General features: G+C 61.3%; 15 protein-coding genes. 14 read left to right on the top strand and 1 reads right to left on the bottom strand.

The genetic code is table 11. The annotated features are described in order from the left end of the window. Positions 1–83 precede the first annotated feature (83 nt). The 8 genes from AC1DPX_RS22010 to AC1DPX_RS21975 all read left to right on the top strand — a co-directional run bounded on the left by AC1DPX_RS22010 (position 84) and on the right by AC1DPX_RS21975 (position 10,766). On the top strand, positions 84–515 hold the full coding sequence (locus AC1DPX_RS22010) for a RidA family protein (RefSeq protein WP_477239572.1): 432 nt from the start codon (positions 84–86) through the stop codon (positions 513–515). After that, positions 512–1,318 carry an alpha/beta fold hydrolase gene (locus AC1DPX_RS22005; RefSeq protein WP_477239571.1) on the top strand — a complete coding sequence of 269 codons (807 nt, stop codon included), beginning with the start codon at positions 512–514 and terminating at the stop codon, positions 1,316–1,318. Before AC1DPX_RS22010 ends, AC1DPX_RS22005 begins: the two co-directional genes overlap by 4 nt. Positions 1,319–1,408: 90 nt before the next feature. Further along, positions 1,409–3,034 (top strand): AMP-binding protein, encoded by a 1,626-nt coding sequence (locus AC1DPX_RS22000; protein ID WP_477239570.1) that lies wholly within the window; start codon positions 1,409–1,411, stop codon positions 3,032–3,034. A gap of 91 nt (positions 3,035–3,125) precedes the next feature. Continuing rightward, the gene (locus AC1DPX_RS21995) at positions 3,126–5,456 is read left to right on the top strand and encodes a bifunctional salicylyl-CoA 5-hydroxylase/oxidoreductase (protein WP_477239569.1); all 2,331 of its coding nucleotides are present in this window, start codon (positions 3,126–3,128) and stop codon (positions 5,454–5,456) included. A gap of 102 nt (positions 5,457–5,558) precedes the next feature. Further along, entirely contained in the window at positions 5,559–5,954 is a 396-nt protein-coding gene (locus AC1DPX_RS21990; protein ID WP_477239568.1) for a RidA family protein, read from the top strand. A gap of 58 nt (positions 5,955–6,012) precedes the next feature. Next, positions 6,013–7,923, top strand: a complete 1,911-nt coding sequence (locus AC1DPX_RS21985) for a 3-hydroxyacyl-CoA dehydrogenase NAD-binding domain-containing protein (protein ID WP_477239567.1) — start codon at positions 6,013–6,015, stop codon at positions 7,921–7,923. 61 nt (positions 7,924–7,984) lie between these two features. Beyond that, positions 7,985–9,190, top strand: a complete 1,206-nt coding sequence (pcaF, locus tag AC1DPX_RS21980) for a 3-oxoadipyl-CoA thiolase (protein WP_477239566.1) — start codon at positions 7,985–7,987, stop codon at positions 9,188–9,190. Between the two features lie 394 nt (positions 9,191–9,584). Then, positions 9,585–10,766: an LLM class flavin-dependent oxidoreductase gene (locus AC1DPX_RS21975; RefSeq protein WP_477239565.1), complete on the top strand. Its 1,182-nt coding sequence runs from the start codon at positions 9,585–9,587 to the stop codon at positions 10,764–10,766. Between the two features lie 230 nt (positions 10,767–10,996). Here the strand turns inward: AC1DPX_RS21975 and AC1DPX_RS21970 are convergent, their stop codons facing one another. Beyond that, on the bottom strand, positions 10,997–11,740 hold the full coding sequence (locus AC1DPX_RS21970; protein ID WP_477239564.1) for a FadR/GntR family transcriptional regulator: 744 nt from the start codon (positions 11,738–11,740) through the stop codon (positions 10,997–10,999). A 120-nt stretch (positions 11,741–11,860) separates the two neighbouring features. Here AC1DPX_RS21970 and AC1DPX_RS21965 point away from each other — a divergent pair, with 120 nt between their 5' ends. The 6 genes from AC1DPX_RS21965 to AC1DPX_RS21940 all read left to right on the top strand — a co-directional run bounded on the left by AC1DPX_RS21965 (position 11,861) and on the right by AC1DPX_RS21940 (position 17,506). After that, positions 11,861–13,096: a mandelate racemase/muconate lactonizing enzyme family protein gene (locus AC1DPX_RS21965; protein WP_477239562.1), complete on the top strand. Its 1,236-nt coding sequence runs from the start codon at positions 11,861–11,863 to the stop codon at positions 13,094–13,096. Between the two features lie 47 nt (positions 13,097–13,143). Continuing rightward, complete coding sequence (locus AC1DPX_RS21960) at positions 13,144–13,965, top strand: amidohydrolase family protein (RefSeq protein ID WP_477239560.1); 822 nt, start codon at positions 13,144–13,146, stop codon at positions 13,963–13,965. Then, positions 13,962–14,729, top strand: a complete 768-nt coding sequence (locus AC1DPX_RS21955; RefSeq protein ID WP_477239558.1) for an SDR family NAD(P)-dependent oxidoreductase — start codon at positions 13,962–13,964, stop codon at positions 14,727–14,729. The genes AC1DPX_RS21960 and AC1DPX_RS21955 overlap by 4 nt, the downstream gene beginning before the upstream one ends. 19 nt (positions 14,730–14,748) lie before the next feature. Continuing rightward, positions 14,749–15,732 (top strand): substrate-binding domain-containing protein, encoded by a 984-nt coding sequence (locus AC1DPX_RS21950; RefSeq protein WP_477239556.1) that lies wholly within the window; start codon positions 14,749–14,751, stop codon positions 15,730–15,732. A gap of 104 nt (positions 15,733–15,836) precedes the next feature. Further along, a complete protein-coding gene (locus AC1DPX_RS21945; RefSeq protein WP_477239554.1) occupies positions 15,837–16,775 on the top strand; it encodes an ABC transporter permease in 939 nt (312 codons plus the stop codon). Beyond that, a complete protein-coding gene (locus AC1DPX_RS21940) occupies positions 16,772–17,506 on the top strand; it encodes an ATP-binding cassette domain-containing protein (RefSeq protein ID WP_477239552.1) in 735 nt (244 codons plus the stop codon). Before AC1DPX_RS21945 ends, AC1DPX_RS21940 begins: the two co-directional genes overlap by 4 nt.

Below are 17,506 nucleotides of genomic sequence, written 5' to 3'. Positions count from 1 at the left end.
GGCCAAAGGAACTCGATGCTCTTCCCCATTGTTCGGCGCCGGCCATGCAACGCACCCCCGCCTTGTGACACGAGGATAACCCAATGAATGCGCCGTCCAGACACCACCATGTTCAAGCTCCGAAGCTATGGTCCTGGGAACAGCAGGACCCCATAGCCCCTGCGGTCAAGGTCGGGAATTTGATCTTCGTGGCGGGCCAGATCGCGCTTGATCCTGAAGGCAACCTGGTTGGCAAGGATGACCTGGCGGCGCAGGCCGACAGATGTTTTCAGAACATTCAAGAGGTCCTGGCACGGCTCGGCGCGGGAATGAGCGATGTGGTGAAGCTGACAACCTATTTCAGCGGACATCTCGATGAGAGCCTGGCCAAGGAATATTGGCGGGTGAGGGAAAGCTATTTCGGCGCCAACGGTCCGGCAAGCACCGGCGTTTTGGTCGCAGGCCTGATCCTCCCGGAGTGTCTGCTTGAGATCGAGGCGATCGCCGTGGTGGACAACAAGGATCCGGTAAATTGACCGAGTTTTTCAAACGCGGCGAGTTGTGTATCGCCTTCGACCGCTCTGGCGCCGGCCCTGTCGTCGTCTTTTTGCACGGCATCGGAGGCAACAAATCCAACTGGTCTACGCAACTGGAAGACCTGTCGGACGAGTTTCTCTGTGTCGCCTGGGATGCCCGCGGCTATCTTGACAGCAAGTCAGTCGACCAGCCGTTCTCGATCGAGGCGAGCGCTGACGACCTTTGCGCTCTCCTGGACGAACTAGACGCTCCAAGGGCCCATATCGTGGGCCTGTCGATGGGCGGTTATATTGCGCTGGAATTTTACAATCGGTACCCGAACCGAGTCGCAACACTTACGCTGGCGGGTACGGGGCCGGGAAGCGTCGTTCTCGACAGAGAAGAAGCAGAGGAGTTTCTAGCGATCAGGCTTGCGCCGCTTGATAGCGGAGCCACGATGGAGGACGTCGCGACCAGCGTCGTTACAGCCCTTGCCGGGAGAAACACCACCAAGGAGATGCGCGCCCAGCTTTGGCGTTCGACGGCATCGGTTCCGGTGGCTACCTATCGGCAGGCACTGATCGCGGTGATGGACACAGACTACCTTGCGGTTCTGCAAAGGATCGTCGCCCCCACATTGATCATCGTTGGAACAGACGACCGGGTCATTGGCCAGGCGGAGACGGACGCTCTCTCGAGCGGCATCAAAGACAGCGAAGTCGTCATGCTTCAAGGGGCGGGACATCTCTGCAATATCGACAGCGCGAGCGAGTTCAATTCCGCATTGAGGCGCTTTCTCATGCCCTATCGACACATGCAGTAGGAATAGCACGCACTCGACGCCTCAGAGCTGGGCTGCGCGGCTGCGGTTGCAAGATCACACATTTCAGTTTCAACCGCGGGGAGCCGAGGAATGCTTGGGCCGTCAGTACACAGCGACACCTTCGCGCGCGACAACCTGCCGCCACACGATGAATGGCCGGATCTCGAGCTCGAAGGCTTTCAGTATCCGGAATACCTGAATGCGGCCGTGGAGTTGACCGATCGGATGGTCGAGAGAGGGTTCGGCGATCGCACAGCATTGATCGGCCACGGGCGACGCCGCACCTATAAAGAGCTATCCGACTGGACCAGCCGTATCGCCCACGCTTTGGTCGAGGAGTATGGGCTAAAGCCCGGCAACCGGGTGCTGATACGCTCGGCAAACAATCCGGCCATGGTTGCTTGCTGGTTGGCCGCCACCAAAGCCGGCGCGGTAGTCGTCAACACCATGCCAATGCTGCGCGCCGGCGAACTCGCCCAGATCGTCGACAAAGCGGAGATCGGCATAGCCCTCTGCGACACACGGCTGATGGACGAGATGGTGGCCTGCGCCAAGGAAAGCGGTTTTCTCAAGAAAGTGATTGGGTTCGATGGCACCGCCAATCACGATGCCGAACTCGATCGCTCAGCGCTCGACAAACCAGTCCGCTTCGATGCTGCGCAGACAGGGCGCGACGATGTCGCGTTGCTTGGCTTCACCTCCGGGACCACCGGCGTGCCGAAAGCGACGATGCATTTCCACCGCGATCTACTCATCATCGCCGACGGATATGCGAAGGAGGTTCTTGGTGTCACACCAGACGATGTCTTTGTGGGCTCGCCGCCGCTTGCCTTTACCTTCGGTCTCGGCGGACTGGCGATCTTCCCGCTACGCTTCGGCGCAGCCGCGGCCCTGCTGGAACAGGCGACGCCGCCAAACATGATTGCCCTCATCGAGGCTTATAAGGCGACAGTATCCTTCACTGCGCCCACCGCCTACCGGGCAATGTTGAGGGCGATGGACGAAGGCGCCGATCTATCCTCGCTGCGCGTGGCCGTCTCGGCCGGCGAAACGCTGCCGGCGCCGGTCTTCGAAGAATGGGAAAAGAAAACCGGTAAGCCGATCCTCGACGGCATCGGTGCCACAGAGATGCTGCACATTTTCATCTCCAATCGCTTCGACGATCGCAAACCAGGGTCTACTGGCAAGCCTGTGGGCGGCTACGAGGCGCGCATCGTAGACGAGGAGATGAACGAAGCGCCACGCGGCACTATTGGCCGTCTAGCGGTGCGTGGTCCGACCGGCTGTCGTTACATGGCCGACCAGCGACAGCGGAACTATGTGCGCAGCGGCTGGAACCTTACCGGGGACACATTCATCCAGGACGAGGACGGCTTCTTCCATTTCGCGGCACGCTCGGACGATATGATCGTCAGCGCGGGTTACAACATCGCCGGGCCCGAAGTCGAGGCCGCACTCATCACCCATCCGGACGTTGCTGAATGCGCCGTGGTCAGCGCACCTGACGCTGACCGTGGTCAAATTGTCGAGGCGCATGTCGTGCTGGTGGAGGGGGTTGCTCGCGATGAACTGACGATCAAGCGACTGCAAGATCATGTGAAGGCTACCATTGCGCCCTTCAAGTATCCTCGTTCGGTAAGGTTCATCGACGCACTCCCAAAGACCCAGACGGGGAAGGTCCAGCGGTTCCGGCTGCGTGACAACGACCGAGCCTGACATCAGGCTCCTGTGACTTATTCGAAGCAGGCGCAGCCATCGCGATGACTGCCGCTGCCGGCGCAGCAGTCCGGCTGGAAGAGGTAATGGCATGCGTATTGTTTGTATCGGCGGCGGGCCGGCCGGTCTCTACTTCGCTGGCTTGATGAAGAAGGAGCACCCCTCCCATCACATCACCGTGGTGGAGCGCAACCGTCCCTTCGACACTTTCGGTTGGGGCGTGGTGTTTTCCGACGCCACCATGCAGTCCATGCGCAAATGGGACCCGGAGACGGCGGCCACCATCGAGGACGCGTTCAATCACTGGGATGACATCGAGCTCGTTTTCAAGGGCCGCAAGATCCGTACGAGCGGTCACGGCTTCGTCGGCATTGCCCGCAAGAAGATGCTGAACATCTTGCAAGAGCGCTGCCTCGAGTTGGGCGTCGAACTGGTATTCGAGCGCGAGGTCATGGGCGACGAGGAATTCCCAGAGGCCGACCTCATCATCTCCTGCGACGGCGTCAACTCGCGCATCCGCCACAAATACGCCGATGTGTTCAAGCCGGACATGCTGATGCGGCCGAACCGCTTTATCTGGCTTGGCACAAACAAGCGCTTCGATGCCTTCACCTTCGACTTCCAGCGCACCGAGCATGGCTGGTTCCAGGCGCACATCTACCGCTTCGACGACACCACCTCGACTTTCATCGTGGAGACCACCGACGACGTGTTCAAGGCGCACGGTATTGATGAGATGGACCAGGACCAGTCGATCGCCTTTTGTGAAAAGCTGTTCGCGCAGACGCTCGAAGGCCACAGCCTGATGACCAATGCGCGGCATTTGCGCGGTTCGGCCTGGCTGAATTTCGGCCGGCTGATCTGCGGCAAGTGGAGCCATTTTAACGGCGACAGTCATGTCGTTTTGATGGGGGACAGCGCCCACACTGCGCATTTCGCCATCGGCTCCGGCACCAAGCTCGCCATCGACGACGCCATCGAACTGACCAACCAGTTCAACATCGCTGGCCACGATGCGAAGAACATTCCAACCGTACTTGCAGCCTATGAAGAGGTCCGTCGCATCGACGTCGCTCGTATCCAGAATGCTGCGCGCAACGCCATGGAATGGTTCGAGGTGGTTGGCACCCGGTATGCCGACACGCTCGAGCCGGAGCAGTTCATGTATTCGATGCTGACGCGCTCGCAACGCATCAGCCACGAGAATTTGCGGCTGCGCGACAAGAACTGGTTGGAGGGCTACGAACACTGGTTTGCTGAGCGCGCTGGCGCGCCGGCGCAGCTGAACGGCAGGCCAGTCCCTCCCATGTTCACCCCTTTGCAATTGCGTGGCGTGACGCTGGCAAACCGGGTCGTGGTCTCGCCGATGGCGATGTACTCGGCCAAGGAGGGCATGCCGAGCGACTTCCACCTCGTCCATCTCGGTTCGCGGGCGATGGGCGGCGCAGCGCTTGTCTTCCCCGAAATGATCTGCGTTTCACCCGATGCGCGCATTACGCCCGGGTGCCTGGGGCTGTGGAACGAGGAGCAGAAAGATGGCTACAGACGTATCGTCGACTTCGTCCGCAAAGACACATCGGCCAAGATCGGTATTCAGCTCGGCCATGCCGGCCGAAAAGGCGCCACCAGGCTAGCCTGGGAGGGTATCGACCAGCCGGTAGAGGAGGGCGGTTGGCCGCTGATTTCGGCTTCGGCCATCCCCTATCTGAAGCACTCGGCGGTTCCTCGCGCTGCCATTCGCGAGGACATGGATCGCATCAAGGCCGATTTCGTGCGGGCGGCAAAATGGGCGGACGAGGCCGCCTTCGATGTTCTCGAACTGCATTGCGCGCATGGCTATCTGTTGTCCAGCTTCCTTTCACCGCTCACCAACATTCGCGGCGACGAATATGGCGGCGGCCACGAGAACCGCGCCCGCTATCCGCTCGAAATCTTCAATGCCCTGCGCGCCGTCTGGCCGGCCGACAAGCCGATCTCAGTGCGCCTTTCCACCACCGACTGGCACGAGGGCGGTAATACACCGGACGATGCCGCGATCTTCGCCGCAATGTTCAAGGAAGCCGGCGCCGACCTGATCGACTGTTCGTCGGGCCAGGTGGTGAAAGAGGAGAAGCCGGTGTACGGGCGCCTGTGGCAGACGCCGTTCTCGGACAAGATCCGCAACGAGATCCAGGTTCAGACCATCGCGGTCGGGGCCATTTCGGAGGCCGATCACGCCAACTCAATCATCGCGGCTGGGCGAGCCGACCTGTGCGCCGTCGCGCGCCCGCATCTGGCGGATCCTTCCTTTGTCATGCATGAGGCGGCCAAGATAGGCTATGCCGGCCAAATCTGGCCGAAGCAGTACTATTCGAGCCGCCAGCAATACGAAGCCAATCTGGCACGCGCCGCGACCGCCGGCGCGCCTGCAGGCAAGCCGTGAGCAGGCGCCATGGGCTGGTCACCGGCATTGACCGGGAATTGGCGATGGTGACGACCATGATGGTCTCGCGAACCTCGATCGAAACTCGCTTGGAGACACCAGATGCATGACATTTTGCAGCCAGACGGCTGGTCCAAACCCAACGGGTACGCCAACGGCGTCGCCGCGCGCGGGCGAACAATCTTCGTTGGTGGCCAAATTGGATGGAACGCACAGTGCCAATTCGAGAGCGACGACTTCGTCGCCCAAGTCCGTCAAACGCTGGAGAACATCGTCGCCGTCCTGAAGGCGGGCGACGCGGATCCGAAGCATATCACGTCGATGACCTGGTTCCTCACCGACAAGAAAGAATACATCGACAACCTGCGCGACGTCGGTCTCGCCTATCGCGAGGTGATCGGGCGTAGCTTCCCGGCCATGGCTGCAATCCAGGTCGTCGCACTGATGGAGGAGCGCGCCAAGGTGGAAATTCAGGCCACTGCCGTGGTCCCGGAGTAAGCCGGTGACGGCTCTGCAATTCTCCGCGAGCGTATCGGGTGAGGTTCGAGAGGCCATCATGGTCGTCACCATCGCCAATCCCCCGGTTAATGCCATGTCCAGCCACGCACGCGCCGGACTGATTGCCGCGCTCGATTATGCGGCGCAACCCAGAGGCATCAAGGCCGTAGTCTTGACAGGGGCGGGCAAGGTTTTCGTGGGCGGCGCCGACATCAAGGAATTCAGTCAAACGCCGTCCCGCCCGAGCCTGATCGAAGTGGTGGATCGTATTGAAAACTTTGCCAAGCCGGTGATCGCTGCAATCAATGGTGCGGCGCTCGGCGGTGGTTGCGAGATCGCGCTGGCTTGTCATGGCCGCACGGCGGGGAAGACGTCGAAGCTGGGGCTGCCGGAAGTAAACTTGGGAATTGTGCCTGGCGCCGGTGGAACCCAGCGACTTCCACGCCTCGTCGGCATACTCGCTGCGATAGACATGATCGCTTCGGGACGCAGTGTAGCACCGGATGAGGCGCTTCAACTTGGCCTGATCGAGTGCATTTCCGAGAATCCGGTGGCAGACGCCATAGCTCTGGCGCATCAGATGAAAAGGCTGCCGCTCAAGCGCACCGGCGCGCTGGTGATCGCGCCGGAGGACGCCGCGGCAATCGACCTGGCCGCGAACAAAGTACTCTCCCGGGCACGCGGCCAGACAGCGCCCGCCGAGGCAATTCGGCTCGTCAAGGCAGCATCTGGCCTTTCGCTTGAAGACGGCCTTGCCGAGGAGCGCGCCACCTTCCAACGCCTGCGGAATTCGCGCGAGTCGGCGGCGCTTCGCCACGTCTTTTTCGCCGAGCGCGCGGCCGCCAAAGTCAGCAAGCTCGAGGGCGTGGAGCCGCTCAAAGTGGAGACAGTCGGCATCGTTGGACTCGGCCTGATGGGCTCCGGTATCGCGGTGGCGGCGCTTGCCGCGGGCTATCGCGTCGTTGGCGTCGATCGGACGCGGTCGGCAGTGGATGAGGGCATAAGGCGCATCGCCAGAATACTCCAAAAGACAGTGCAGTCCAGCGGCCTGTCGGGAGTTGCCTTCGACGACGCTCTTTGCCGGCTGACTGCCATTACCGACATGCATGCGCTTGCTGATGCGGACCTCGTCATTGAGGCGGTGTTTGATGACCTTGCCGTGAAGGTGGACCTGTTTCGATATCTCGACGGCATCGTGCGGCCGGACGCGATCCTGGCGACCAACACCAGCTACCTGAACCCGGATGAGATCGCTGGCGCGACTACCCGGCCCAAGCGTGTGGTCGGAATGCATTTCTTCTCGCCGGCCAACATCATGCGGCTCGCCGAAGTGGTCGATTGCAGGGCAACCTTACCGGAGGTCCTGGCCACCGTGCTGACCTTCGCGAGAAAACTCGGCAAGCTGCCGATCGTCTGCGGCGTGACGGAGGGGTTCATTGGCAACCGGATCTATTCGGCCTACCGCCGTGAGGCGGAGGTCATGGTAGAGGACGGCGCTGCCGTGGATCAGGTGGATGCTGCCCTGGAAGGCTGGGGTTTCCCGATGGGCATCTTTGCCGTCAATGACATGGCAGGTCTTGAGATCGCCTGGGCGCGACGCAAGCGCCAGGCTGCTAGCCGCGACCCGAGTGAGCGGTACGTTGAGATCGCTGATCGGCTCTGCGAAGCCGGCCGTTTCGGCCGCAAGAGCGGGCGCGGATGGTACGACTACACAAATGGTGTGCGCAGAGTGGACTCGGAAGTTGCGAAGTTAATTGCGGCAGTGCGCGCCGCCAGAGGAATTGCGGCACGCGATTTCACGGCCGAGGAGATCGTTTCACGCCTGCTGAAAACTATGGCTGACGAAGGCAAGGTGCTGTGTGCAACCGGCATCGCTGCGCGCGCGTCGGACATCGACCTCGTAATGATCAACGGCTACGGATTCCCAGCGCACAAAGGCGGGCCGATGTTTCATGCAGGGATTGCATAGGCGCGATTTTGCCAAGGCAGGTGACCTGCAACGAAATCAGGATATTGAAGGAAGAAGATCGGTGGTAGAGGCCTATATCTGCGACTACATCCGCACGCCGATCGGCCGCTTCGGCGGCTCGTTGTCATCGGTGCGCGCGGACGACCTCGGCGCCATACCCCTGAGGGCGCTGGTCGAACGCAATCCCGGTATCGACTGGCAGGCGGTCGACGATGTCGTCTATGGCTGCGCCAACCAGGCCGGCGAGGACAACCGCAATGTGGCGCGCATGTCCCTGCTGCTGGCCGGCCTGCCGAAGGAGGTTTCCGGCTCGACCGTCAACCGCCTCTGCGGCTCGGGCATGGATGCCGTCATCATCGGCGCGCGCGCCATCAAATCCGGCGAAGCCGAGCTGATGATAGCAGGCGGCGTCGAATCGATGAGCCGCGCCCCTTTCGTCATGCCGAAAGCCGACACGGCGTTTTCGCGCAATGCCGAGATTTACGACACCACCATCGGCTGGCGCTTCGTCAACCCACTGATGAAGAAGCAGTATGGCGTCGATTCGATGCCGGAGACCGGTGAGAACGTCGCCGAGGATTTTTCCGTGTCGCGCGCCGATCAGGATGCCTTTGCCGTGCGCAGCCAGGACAAGGCGGTCGCGGCACAGGCCAATGGCCGGCTGGCGAAGGAGATCACCCCGGTGACGATCCCGCAGCGCAAGGGCGATCCTGTCATTGTCGAGAAGGACGAGCATCCCCGCGCGGGCACGACGGTCGAGTCGCTGGCGAAGCTGCCGACGCCGTTCCGGCAAGGCGGCACCGTCACCGCCGGCAATGCCTCGGGCGTCAATGACGGCGCGGCGGCGCTGATCGTCGCCTCGGAAGCGGCGGTGAGGAAATACGGCCTGACGCCGGTCGCCCGCATCCTCGGTGGCGCTGCCGCTGGCGTGGCGCCACGCATCATGGGCATCGGCCCGGCGCCGGCGACGCAAAAACTATGCGCGCGGCTCGGCCTGACCCCAAAACAGTTCGATGTCATCGAGCTCAACGAAGCTTTTGCCTCCCAAGGCATCGGCGTGCTCCGCCAACTCGGCATCGTCGAGGACGCGGAGCACGTCAACCCGAACGGCGGCGCCATTGCACTTGGCCATCCCTTGGGCATGTCGGGCGCGCGCATCGCCGGCACGGCGGCGCTGGAACTGCGCGAGCGCGGCGGCCGCTATGCGCTGGCCACCATGTGCATCGGCGTCGGCCAGGGCATCGCGATCGCGCTCGAACGCGTATGATCGGATCCTGTACGGACCGCGGTAGCCATCCGTGCCAATTCAACTAAGCCGAGACTGGTTGGGACGAAATGGTATCAGCCGGCTATCCGAGCGCTGAGATCGTTGTGTACTTTTCGCCGTCGGATTCGAGGCTACGAATCGCCAAGTGGCAACGCCGGCGCGGGATCGACGCTGGCAGACGCGCTCTCGATCGGCATCCAGGTAGTCAATCGTCTGGCTGTCGGGCACGGACACCTGTTCAATATCGGCGGGGCAAGAGCGTTTGAGACTGCATTGGGACACTGTCTCACCCGCCAACCGACACCTGCGGTTGGGGTAACTCTGAACAAGAGTGCAGTCCGACAACCTGCGCGTCTCGGGAATGTCCCATCAATCCCAACGTCGATGTTGAGAAATGCGTATCGACACTTGTGGCGGTGTCAGCAACTTTCCATCGAAAGCAGAAAAAAGGAAGCTTCTCATGCCCGCCCACACAGCACAGCCCCGATCCGTGGAGATAGGGGTATTCATTCCCGTTGCCAATGGCGGGTGGATAGCGTCGAGCAATTCGCCGAAAATATCGGGTTCCTACGAGTCAAATTTGAGGGTGACCCAACTGGCTGAGCGTATGAATTTCGATTTCGCCCTGAGCATGGCCTGCTGGCGCGGCTTCGACGGTGAAACGAAGTATCTTCAGCACTCGCTGGAGTCGGTCACCTGCATGGCGGGGCTTGCCCAGGCGACATCGCGCATCAACATCTGGGCGACCGTCCACATGATGATGTGGCCGCCTGCGATCGTCGCCAAGATGATAGCAACGCTCGATCAGATTGCTCCCGGACGAGTTGGTCTCAATCTGGTTACTGGATCAAATCCCAAGGCACTTGGACATATGGGCCTCTGGCGCGATCTCGACCACACGCAACGCTACGAACTTGGCGAGGAATGGATCCAGCTCGTGCGTCGCATTTGGACCGAGGATCGGGTGACGCACAAAGGTGCCTACTATCAGACCGACGACTGCATGTCGTATCCCAAGCCGGTGGCACCTCCGACCGTCATATGCGCAGGACAGTCGGAACGGGGCTTCCGATTCACGGTGCAGAACTGCGATGCGGCCTTCATGGCGGCCGACGACACCGAGGCGTCGCTAGCGCGAGCGCGGCAAGCCAGGGCAATCGCGAACGACCTGCAGAAGACGAATTTCAAGACGTATGGCTTGGTTTCGCTCATTCCGGGGGAGACTGACGAAGATGCGAATGAAAAGGTTCGATACTACAACCAAGGCGTCGACCATGTCGCACTCGAGCAGCAACTCGAGGAATATGGCGCTGACGTTAGTGCAAAGCAGAATAACGCCGCCCAAATGTTCATCAGCCAGAGCAAAAACCTAAGCGCCATTTTTCCGGGCACAATGGCGGGTTCTTACGAAACCCTGGCTCGCCGTGTTAGCTCCATTGTGAGAGATGGCGACCTGGACGGGATCATGATCATTGTTCCGGACTTCATCGAAGACATTAAGGCGTTCGGCGCCAGGATCGCGCCAGCAATGGAAGAATACGGCGTGATCTCGAATGTCAGAGGCGAATCTAAGTAGGGATTTGACCGAAGGCAGAGGCTCCGGATCAGCGATCCGGGGCGCGTCGATGGGGGCCGACGGTTTTTGGCAAACCCGTTGTGAGAGCGATCGCACCTGTAAACATACCGTGGGGACTGGAGGCCGGTCTTTCGATAGTCGTCCTTGCCATAATCCTCGATCGATCGCTAAAGGTTCGCCGCCACTAGCCATCAGGCGGAAGGTCAATGTGGCAACGCTGCCGCCCTGGGCTACCAGCTTCGCTTGCCGAATATGCGCTCGATGCCGGCTCGGAGATGGGCGGCCATGCGTTCGGCCGCGAGGGCGGCATCGCCAGCTTCGATCGCCTCCAGGATCAGCCTGTGTTCCTGCGCGACGCGGCGGGAGGTGACGTCAGGCGGAATCGCCCGCAACTGCCGTCCCATCTGCAAACCCATTAAGATGTGCGGCATCAGAAACTCGAGCGTCATTGCCGGGTAGCGGCTTCCGGTGGCCCGCGCCACGGCGAGGTGAAAGGCCATGTCGGTTTCGGCGACTGCACTGTCGCGCGACGGGCAGTTTTCCATCGCGATCACGGCCTGGCGGATTTTGGCGATCAGGTCAGGATCGCCGCGGCGGGTCGCGTCGGCCGCTGTGGCGCTTTCGATGATCGCCCGGAAGCGCAAACAATCCTCGAGATCCCCCAATGTCTCGGGACGCCCATAGGAGAAGGCGGTTGGCGGCGGCTTGAGGACAAAGGTACCAGAGCCGCGCCGCGCCTCGATTGCTCCCTCCTTCTTCAGCACATCCAGCGCCATGCGCAACACTGGCCTCGATATGCCAATCCGCTCGGCGAGTTCGGTCTCCGGTGGTAGGCGGCCGCCTTGTGAAAAGGCTGGGAGCGAAAGCATCTCGCGCAGCGAGGCGGTCGCATGTGTCACGAGCGGAGAATCCATGGGGCGGCACCATTTCGACGGTAAGTTGTAAATATTAGTAAATTCGGCCCAGGAAAGCAACACAAAAATATCTAAATAATATCAATAAGTTAACAAACATATTCTGCTGCGACAAGAATTTTAATATTGACTAATTTGGATAGTTTGTGCCTTTTCCTCCGTGTCGACGGAGGACGCCAATTGCAAATCATCGGTCTTGAGACCATCCAGATGCTGGAGGCTGGGAACCTTGTGTGGGTTCGGCTCTATACGGATGAAGGGTTGGTCGGACTTGGCGAGACGTTCCGCAATCCGGAGGCAGTGATTGCCTATCTACATGAGACATGCGCACCGGCACTGATCGGCAAGGATGCTTCGCGACGCACCGCCCTCTCGCATGATCTGGCTCGTCGCGTGGGCAATCACTTCAATGGCTTCCCCAGCCGTAGTGTCGAGATCAGCGGCAATTCCGCCGTCGATCTCGCGCTCTGGGATTTGTTCGGCAAGATGTACGCACAGCCCCTTTACCGCCTCCTGGGCGGCGCCGTCCAGGATAGCGTGCGCATCTACAATACCTGCGCGGGCAGCCGGTACAACAACCGCATCCGACATGGCTACAACACCGAGCTGATCAGCCGCGACGATCCAGCGCCCGCCAGCATCGAGCCGCTGGATGATCTGCTGCTTCAGGTTTTTGAGCCGGCGCGCCTGGCCGAGGAGCTTCTTTCACAAGGCATCACGGCCATGAAGATCTGGCCGTTCGATCCATTCGCGTTGCGCAACCGGGGCCAGGAGATTTCGACGGAGGAATTGCGCAAGGCAATCTGGCCGATCGAGCAGATCCGGCAGGCCGTCGGCGACAAGATGGACATCATGATCGAGTATCACGGCCTTTGGCGGCTGCCGGCGGCGCTGCAGATCGCCGAAGCGCTCGCCGACCATGACATCTACTGGCACGAAGAGCCGGTCTGGATGCAGAATTTCGACGACATCGCCCGCTACCGCGACAAGGCGCGCGGACGCGTGGCGGGAAGCGAGAATTTCGGCACCGTGCCTTGGTATCGCGAAGTGTTCTCGCGTGGCGCCGTCGACGTCGCAAATTTCGATGTCGCCTGGATCGGCGGCTTGTCGGAAGCGCAGCGCGTTACCCATCTGGCCGACGCATACGATCGCAGCATCGCGCCGCACGACTGCACCGGGCCGGTGACGCTTGGCGTCAATGTCCATCTTCTCGTCGCAAGCACCAATGGCCTGATCTGCGAGACGGTCCGCGCCCATACCCAGGGCTTCTATGCAGAGATCGTCGATGAGATCCCGCGCATCGAAAACGGCCGGATCCATGCGTCCGACCGGCCTGGCATTGGCATGGAACTCTCCGAGCAATTTCTGGCGCGCCCGGATCTGCGCAGGCGGTTGAGCGGAAAGGCACTGCGATGAACATCGGTTTAGGCGCAATACAGCCAGCCGGGATCTGCGACGCGCACATGCATTTCTACAAGGCCGGCGCGCATAGCGGCGATACCCCGTTCGTGGTGCCGCAGGCAACGGTCGGCGATTATCGCCGGCTGATGCATCGCCTGGGGATCTCGAAGGTGGTGATCGTGCAGTCCATGCTTTACGGCGCCGACAATCAGGCGATGCTGGACGCCCTGGCAGAGCTTGGTGTGGAGTGCGCTCGCGGCATTGCCGTAACCAAGGCCGATGCGTCCGACGCGCTCTGGGACGACCTTGAGGCTCAAGGGGTCAAAGGCCTTCGTGCTTTCATGCTTCCCGGTGGCGTGTTTTCCTGGAATGAACTTCCCAGGCTTGGTGGGCGGCTTGCCGATCGTGGCTGGCAGCTTCATCTGCAGCTGGACGGCCGCGAACTGCCGAAGCGCGCGGCTGTCCTTTCCGCTTTGCCGTGCCCGCTGGTCATCGACCATGTCGGCAAGTTCCTCACGCCCGTCGCACCCGACGATGCCGCCTTTCTCGCGCTTCTGCGACTGGTCGAGAAAGGCAATAGTTGGGTCAAGATTTCCGGTTTCTATGAAACCTCGGTCAGCGGCGGCCCGGACTATGACGACGTCGCCAATCTTGCGCGCATCATCATCGACACTGCTCCGGAGCGCGTGCTCTGGGCTTCGAACTGGCCGCACCCGAACGGCCGGCCGGCACCGGATGATGGGGCGCTACTCGAACTGGCGCTGAGGCTGGCTCCCGACGAAAGGACGGCAGCGAAGCTCTTCCGCGAGAATGCCGTGGATCTCTTCGGGTTCGGGCCGTCCGCCGCTTCGCCCGGTCTCCAAACCGAGGGAACTGTGCAATGAGCCTCTTGGGCCGATCCTATATCGTGACTGGCGGCGCCGGCGGCATCGGCCTTGCCACGGTCCGTCTCTTGGCCGGCCAGGGCGCGCGAGTGACGATGGCTGACCTCGCACCGCCGCCGGCAGAGCCGCTGGCCGAATTCGGCCCGGCGGTTCGTTTCCGCCGCTGCGATGTGACCAAGGGGGCCGACGTCGAGGCCGTTCTAGATGCCGCTACAGATGCCTTCGGCCTACCGGACGGCCTGGTGACTTCGGCCGGCATCGATCGCCACCACGATTTCCTTGCACTCGACGCTGAAGAGTTCGCGCAGATCCTTGATGTCAACGTGCTTGGATCGTTTCGCTTCGCACAAGCTTGCGCCCGGCTTTGGGCGAGGGCGCCGCGCGCCGCACCGGATTCCTATGCCGTCGTGCTGCTTTCCTCGGTGAATGCCGTGATCGCCACGCCGACGCACACGGCTTACGCCACCTCCAAAGGCGCGATCGCGCAAATGGTGCGCGTCCTTGCGGTTGAACTCGCCGGTTACGGCGTCCGCGTCAACGCGATGGCGCCTGGCACAGTGCATACCGCAATGCTCGACCGCCTGATGACCGATCGGCCGGACGCCATGCAAGCCATCTTGGCGCGTACGCCGCTTGGGCGGGTTGCCGATCCGTCGGAAGTGGCTGCGGGCATCAGCTACCTGCTCAGCGATGCCGCCAGCTATGTGACCGGACAGACGCTCTTCGCCGACGGAGGGCGAACCGCTCAGAATCTATCACTTTAACATCCACGGGAGGATATCTATGAAACATGCTATGCATCGACTGGCTCTTGCCAGCGCCCTGGCCTTCGGACTGGCGGTGCCAGCATCCGCCGAGGATGCCACCAAGATCATTTTTGCCATTCATGGCGCGACGACGAACAGCTTCTTTCAGGCGGTGAAGCTCGGTTTCGAGGATGCCTGCAAGAAGATCGGCGCCGAGTGCCAGATGGTGTTCGCCCAGACCGACGGTTCGATACCCGATCATGTGGCCAATCTGGACACCGCTATCTCGCGCAAACCCGACGCCATCATTACGACGATCATCGACAACCATGCCTATGACGACGTCATTGCCCGCGCCCGCGCGGCCGGGATCGTGGTGATCGCCACCAATGTCGACGATACCGAAGGCGCCGCCGGCAATGCCCGCCAGGCCTTTGTCGGACAGGACTTCAAGTCCGCCGGCTATGCGCTGGCACAGGACCTTGCCAGCAAATTCCCGGCTGACGGGCCGCTGACCTTCATCCTTGGGGTCAATCTCCCCGGGGCGAATTTCTCTGAACAGCGGGCAGCGGGCGTCGAGGCCTTTCTCAACGAGTACAAGGCCTCACATGCTGGACGCAAGGTCGACATCATCCGCATCGACGCCGGCATTGATCCGGCAACGACCGCCGAGCGCTTCGCGACCGCGCTTACCGCACATCCCGAAATGACGGGTTATTTCGACACCGTCAACAACGACGCCGCCGCTGCCCGGGTCTTGCGCGATCGTGGCGTACCGGCCGGGAAGATCCTGCTGGCAGGTTTCGACCTGGTTCCACAGGTCATTCAGGAACTCGAATCCGGCTATATCCAGTCGCAGGTCGACCAGCAGCCTTACATGCAAGGCTTCATGCCCGTGGTCATGGCGGACCTTGCCAAGCGCATCGGATTGGCGCCCGCCGATATCAATACCGGCAAGGCCCTTGTGCATCAGACCGACGCCAAGGCCCTGATGGAGCTCTCTCGCAAAGGCCTGCGTTGATGAATGGGCTGTCGACAAAGCCAGGGCATCCCCTGAAAGGGGATGCCGGCACGGCTTCGGAGTGGAGCAGGTCGCGGCTGAAGCACTATCTGCAGAAGCCGGAAATGGCAGGGCTGGTTCTGCTTGTCCTCCTGGTCGCGCTGTTTCAGGTGCAGTCGAGCGGCGTATTTCTCTCCCTCGACAATCTACGCGGCGTCATCGCGCTGGCGCCGGAGATCACCATCGTGGTCATCGGAGTCACCGTGTTGATGATCTGCGGCGAATTCGATCTCTCGGTCGGATCCGTTTTCGCGCTGACGCCGATGTGTCTCGCTCTGCTGCTTGATGCTGGCTGGGCATTCATTCCGGCAATGCTGGTCGCAGTCCTTGTCGCGCTGACAGTTGGAATCCTGAATGGGGTGCTCACCCTGTTCAGCGGCATTCCGAGCTTCATCGTGACGTTGGGCATGCTTTACATGGCCCGATCGATCACCATCGTGCTGTCGGGCGGGTTTCCTCCGCTGCTGCCGACCGACATGCCAGATTGGCTGTTCGTCGCACCACTTTGGTCCGGCAGTCCGTTGCGCATGTCCCTCCTGTGGTTTCTGGCGATCGCCGTCGGTGTCGGTCTGATGCTGGAGCGTTCGAATCTCGGCAATTGGATACGGGCGACAGGTGGGGGACGCGAGGCCGCGGCTGCTATGGGCGTGCCCGTTGCCAAGGTGAAGCTGTTCGCCTTCGCGCTCTCTTCGCTGCTCGCGGGCTTTGCCGGTATCATCCAGGTGCTGCGCCTGAGCTCGCCCTTTCCGTCAATTGGCGAGGGGCTGGAGTTGCAAGCCATTTCCGCCGCCGTCATCGGTGGAGCGGCCCTGACTGGCGGCATCGGGACGGTGCTCGGCGCTATCGTTGGCGCGCTGCTGATCCGAGCCATCGACAATGGAATGGTTCTGACTGGCATCGACGCAAACTGGTTCAAATTCGCCGTCGGCTTCCTGACCGTCTTCGCCGTGATCGCGAATGGCTGGCTGCGCCGCAAGGCCACCAACATGAAGGTGACGCGATGAGCGCGGCCATCTTTCTGGAATTCGAGAACCTTAGCAAATGGTATTCGGGCGTCGAGGCCCTGAAGCGCGCCAGCCTGGCGATCCGCGACGATGAGGTGATCGGCCTCGTCGGCGACAATGGCGCTGGCAAGTCGACGTTGATCAACATCCTTTCGGGCAAGCAACGCGCCGATGGCGGCAAGATCCGCGTGGCAAGCCGCGACGCGACGATCCGCAACCCGGCGGATGCAAGGCGCCTCGGGATCGAAACGATCTACCAGTACAATTCGACCGTGCCGACCATGACGGTGGCAAGAAACCTGTTCATCGGCCGCGAGCCGCTACGATGGCAGCTATTCGGCCTTGGCCCCATGGACCGACGCAGCATGGAGGCCGCCTCCACCGAGGCGCTCGCTGATGTAGGACTGCATCTTCGCTCGCCGGATGCCCTGGTTGGCGAACTCTCCGGCGGTCAACGCCAGGGCGTCGCCATCGCGCGAGCCATGCATTTTCGCTCCAAGATGCTGATCCTCGACGAGCCGACCAATCATCTGTCGGTCAAGGAGACCAACAAGGTCATCGATTTCATCAAGAGCCTGCGCGGGCAAGGGAAGTGCGGGATATTCATCAGTCACAACTTGCATCACGTCATGGAAAGCTGCGACCGCATTGTCGGGATGGCGCGCGGCGAGATCGTGATGGACAAACCCGTGGCCGAGACGTCGATCGACGAGATCCACAGCATTCTCTGA

The sequence above is a fragment of the Mesorhizobium sp. 01N446 genome, assembly GCF_056399285.1.
Note: the sequence above shows the minus strand (reverse complement) of the source record. Positions and strands in the feature narration are given on the sequence as shown.

Excerpts from the sequence above, each read along its gene's own strand:
- AC1DPX_RS22000 (WP_477239570.1), top strand. The coding sequence starts at position 1,409 with ATGCTTGGGCCGTCAGTACACAGCGACACCTTCGCGCGCGACAACCTG.
- AC1DPX_RS21990 (WP_477239568.1), top strand. The coding sequence starts at position 5,559 with ATGCATGACATTTTGCAGCCAGACGGCTGGTCCAAACCCAACGGGTAC.
- AC1DPX_RS21975 (WP_477239565.1), top strand. The coding sequence starts at position 9,585 with ATGCGTATCGACACTTGTGGCGGTGTCAGCAACTTTCCATCGAAAGCA.
- AC1DPX_RS22010 (WP_477239572.1), top strand. The coding sequence starts at position 84 with ATGAATGCGCCGTCCAGACACCACCATGTTCAAGCTCCGAAGCTATGG.
- AC1DPX_RS21995 (WP_477239569.1), top strand. The coding sequence starts at position 3,126 with ATGCGTATTGTTTGTATCGGCGGCGGGCCGGCCGGTCTCTACTTCGCT.
- AC1DPX_RS21960 (WP_477239560.1), top strand. The coding sequence starts at position 13,144 with ATGCATTTCTACAAGGCCGGCGCGCATAGCGGCGATACCCCGTTCGTG.
- AC1DPX_RS21945 (WP_477239554.1), top strand. The coding sequence starts at position 15,837 with ATGGCAGGGCTGGTTCTGCTTGTCCTCCTGGTCGCGCTGTTTCAGGTG.
- AC1DPX_RS21940 (WP_477239552.1), top strand. The coding sequence starts at position 16,772 with ATGAGCGCGGCCATCTTTCTGGAATTCGAGAACCTTAGCAAATGGTAT.
- AC1DPX_RS21985 (WP_477239567.1), top strand. The coding sequence starts at position 6,013 with ATGGTCGTCACCATCGCCAATCCCCCGGTTAATGCCATGTCCAGCCAC.
- AC1DPX_RS21950 (WP_477239556.1), top strand. The coding sequence starts at position 14,749 with ATGAAACATGCTATGCATCGACTGGCTCTTGCCAGCGCCCTGGCCTTC.
- AC1DPX_RS21955 (WP_477239558.1), top strand. The coding sequence starts at position 13,962 with ATGAGCCTCTTGGGCCGATCCTATATCGTGACTGGCGGCGCCGGCGGC.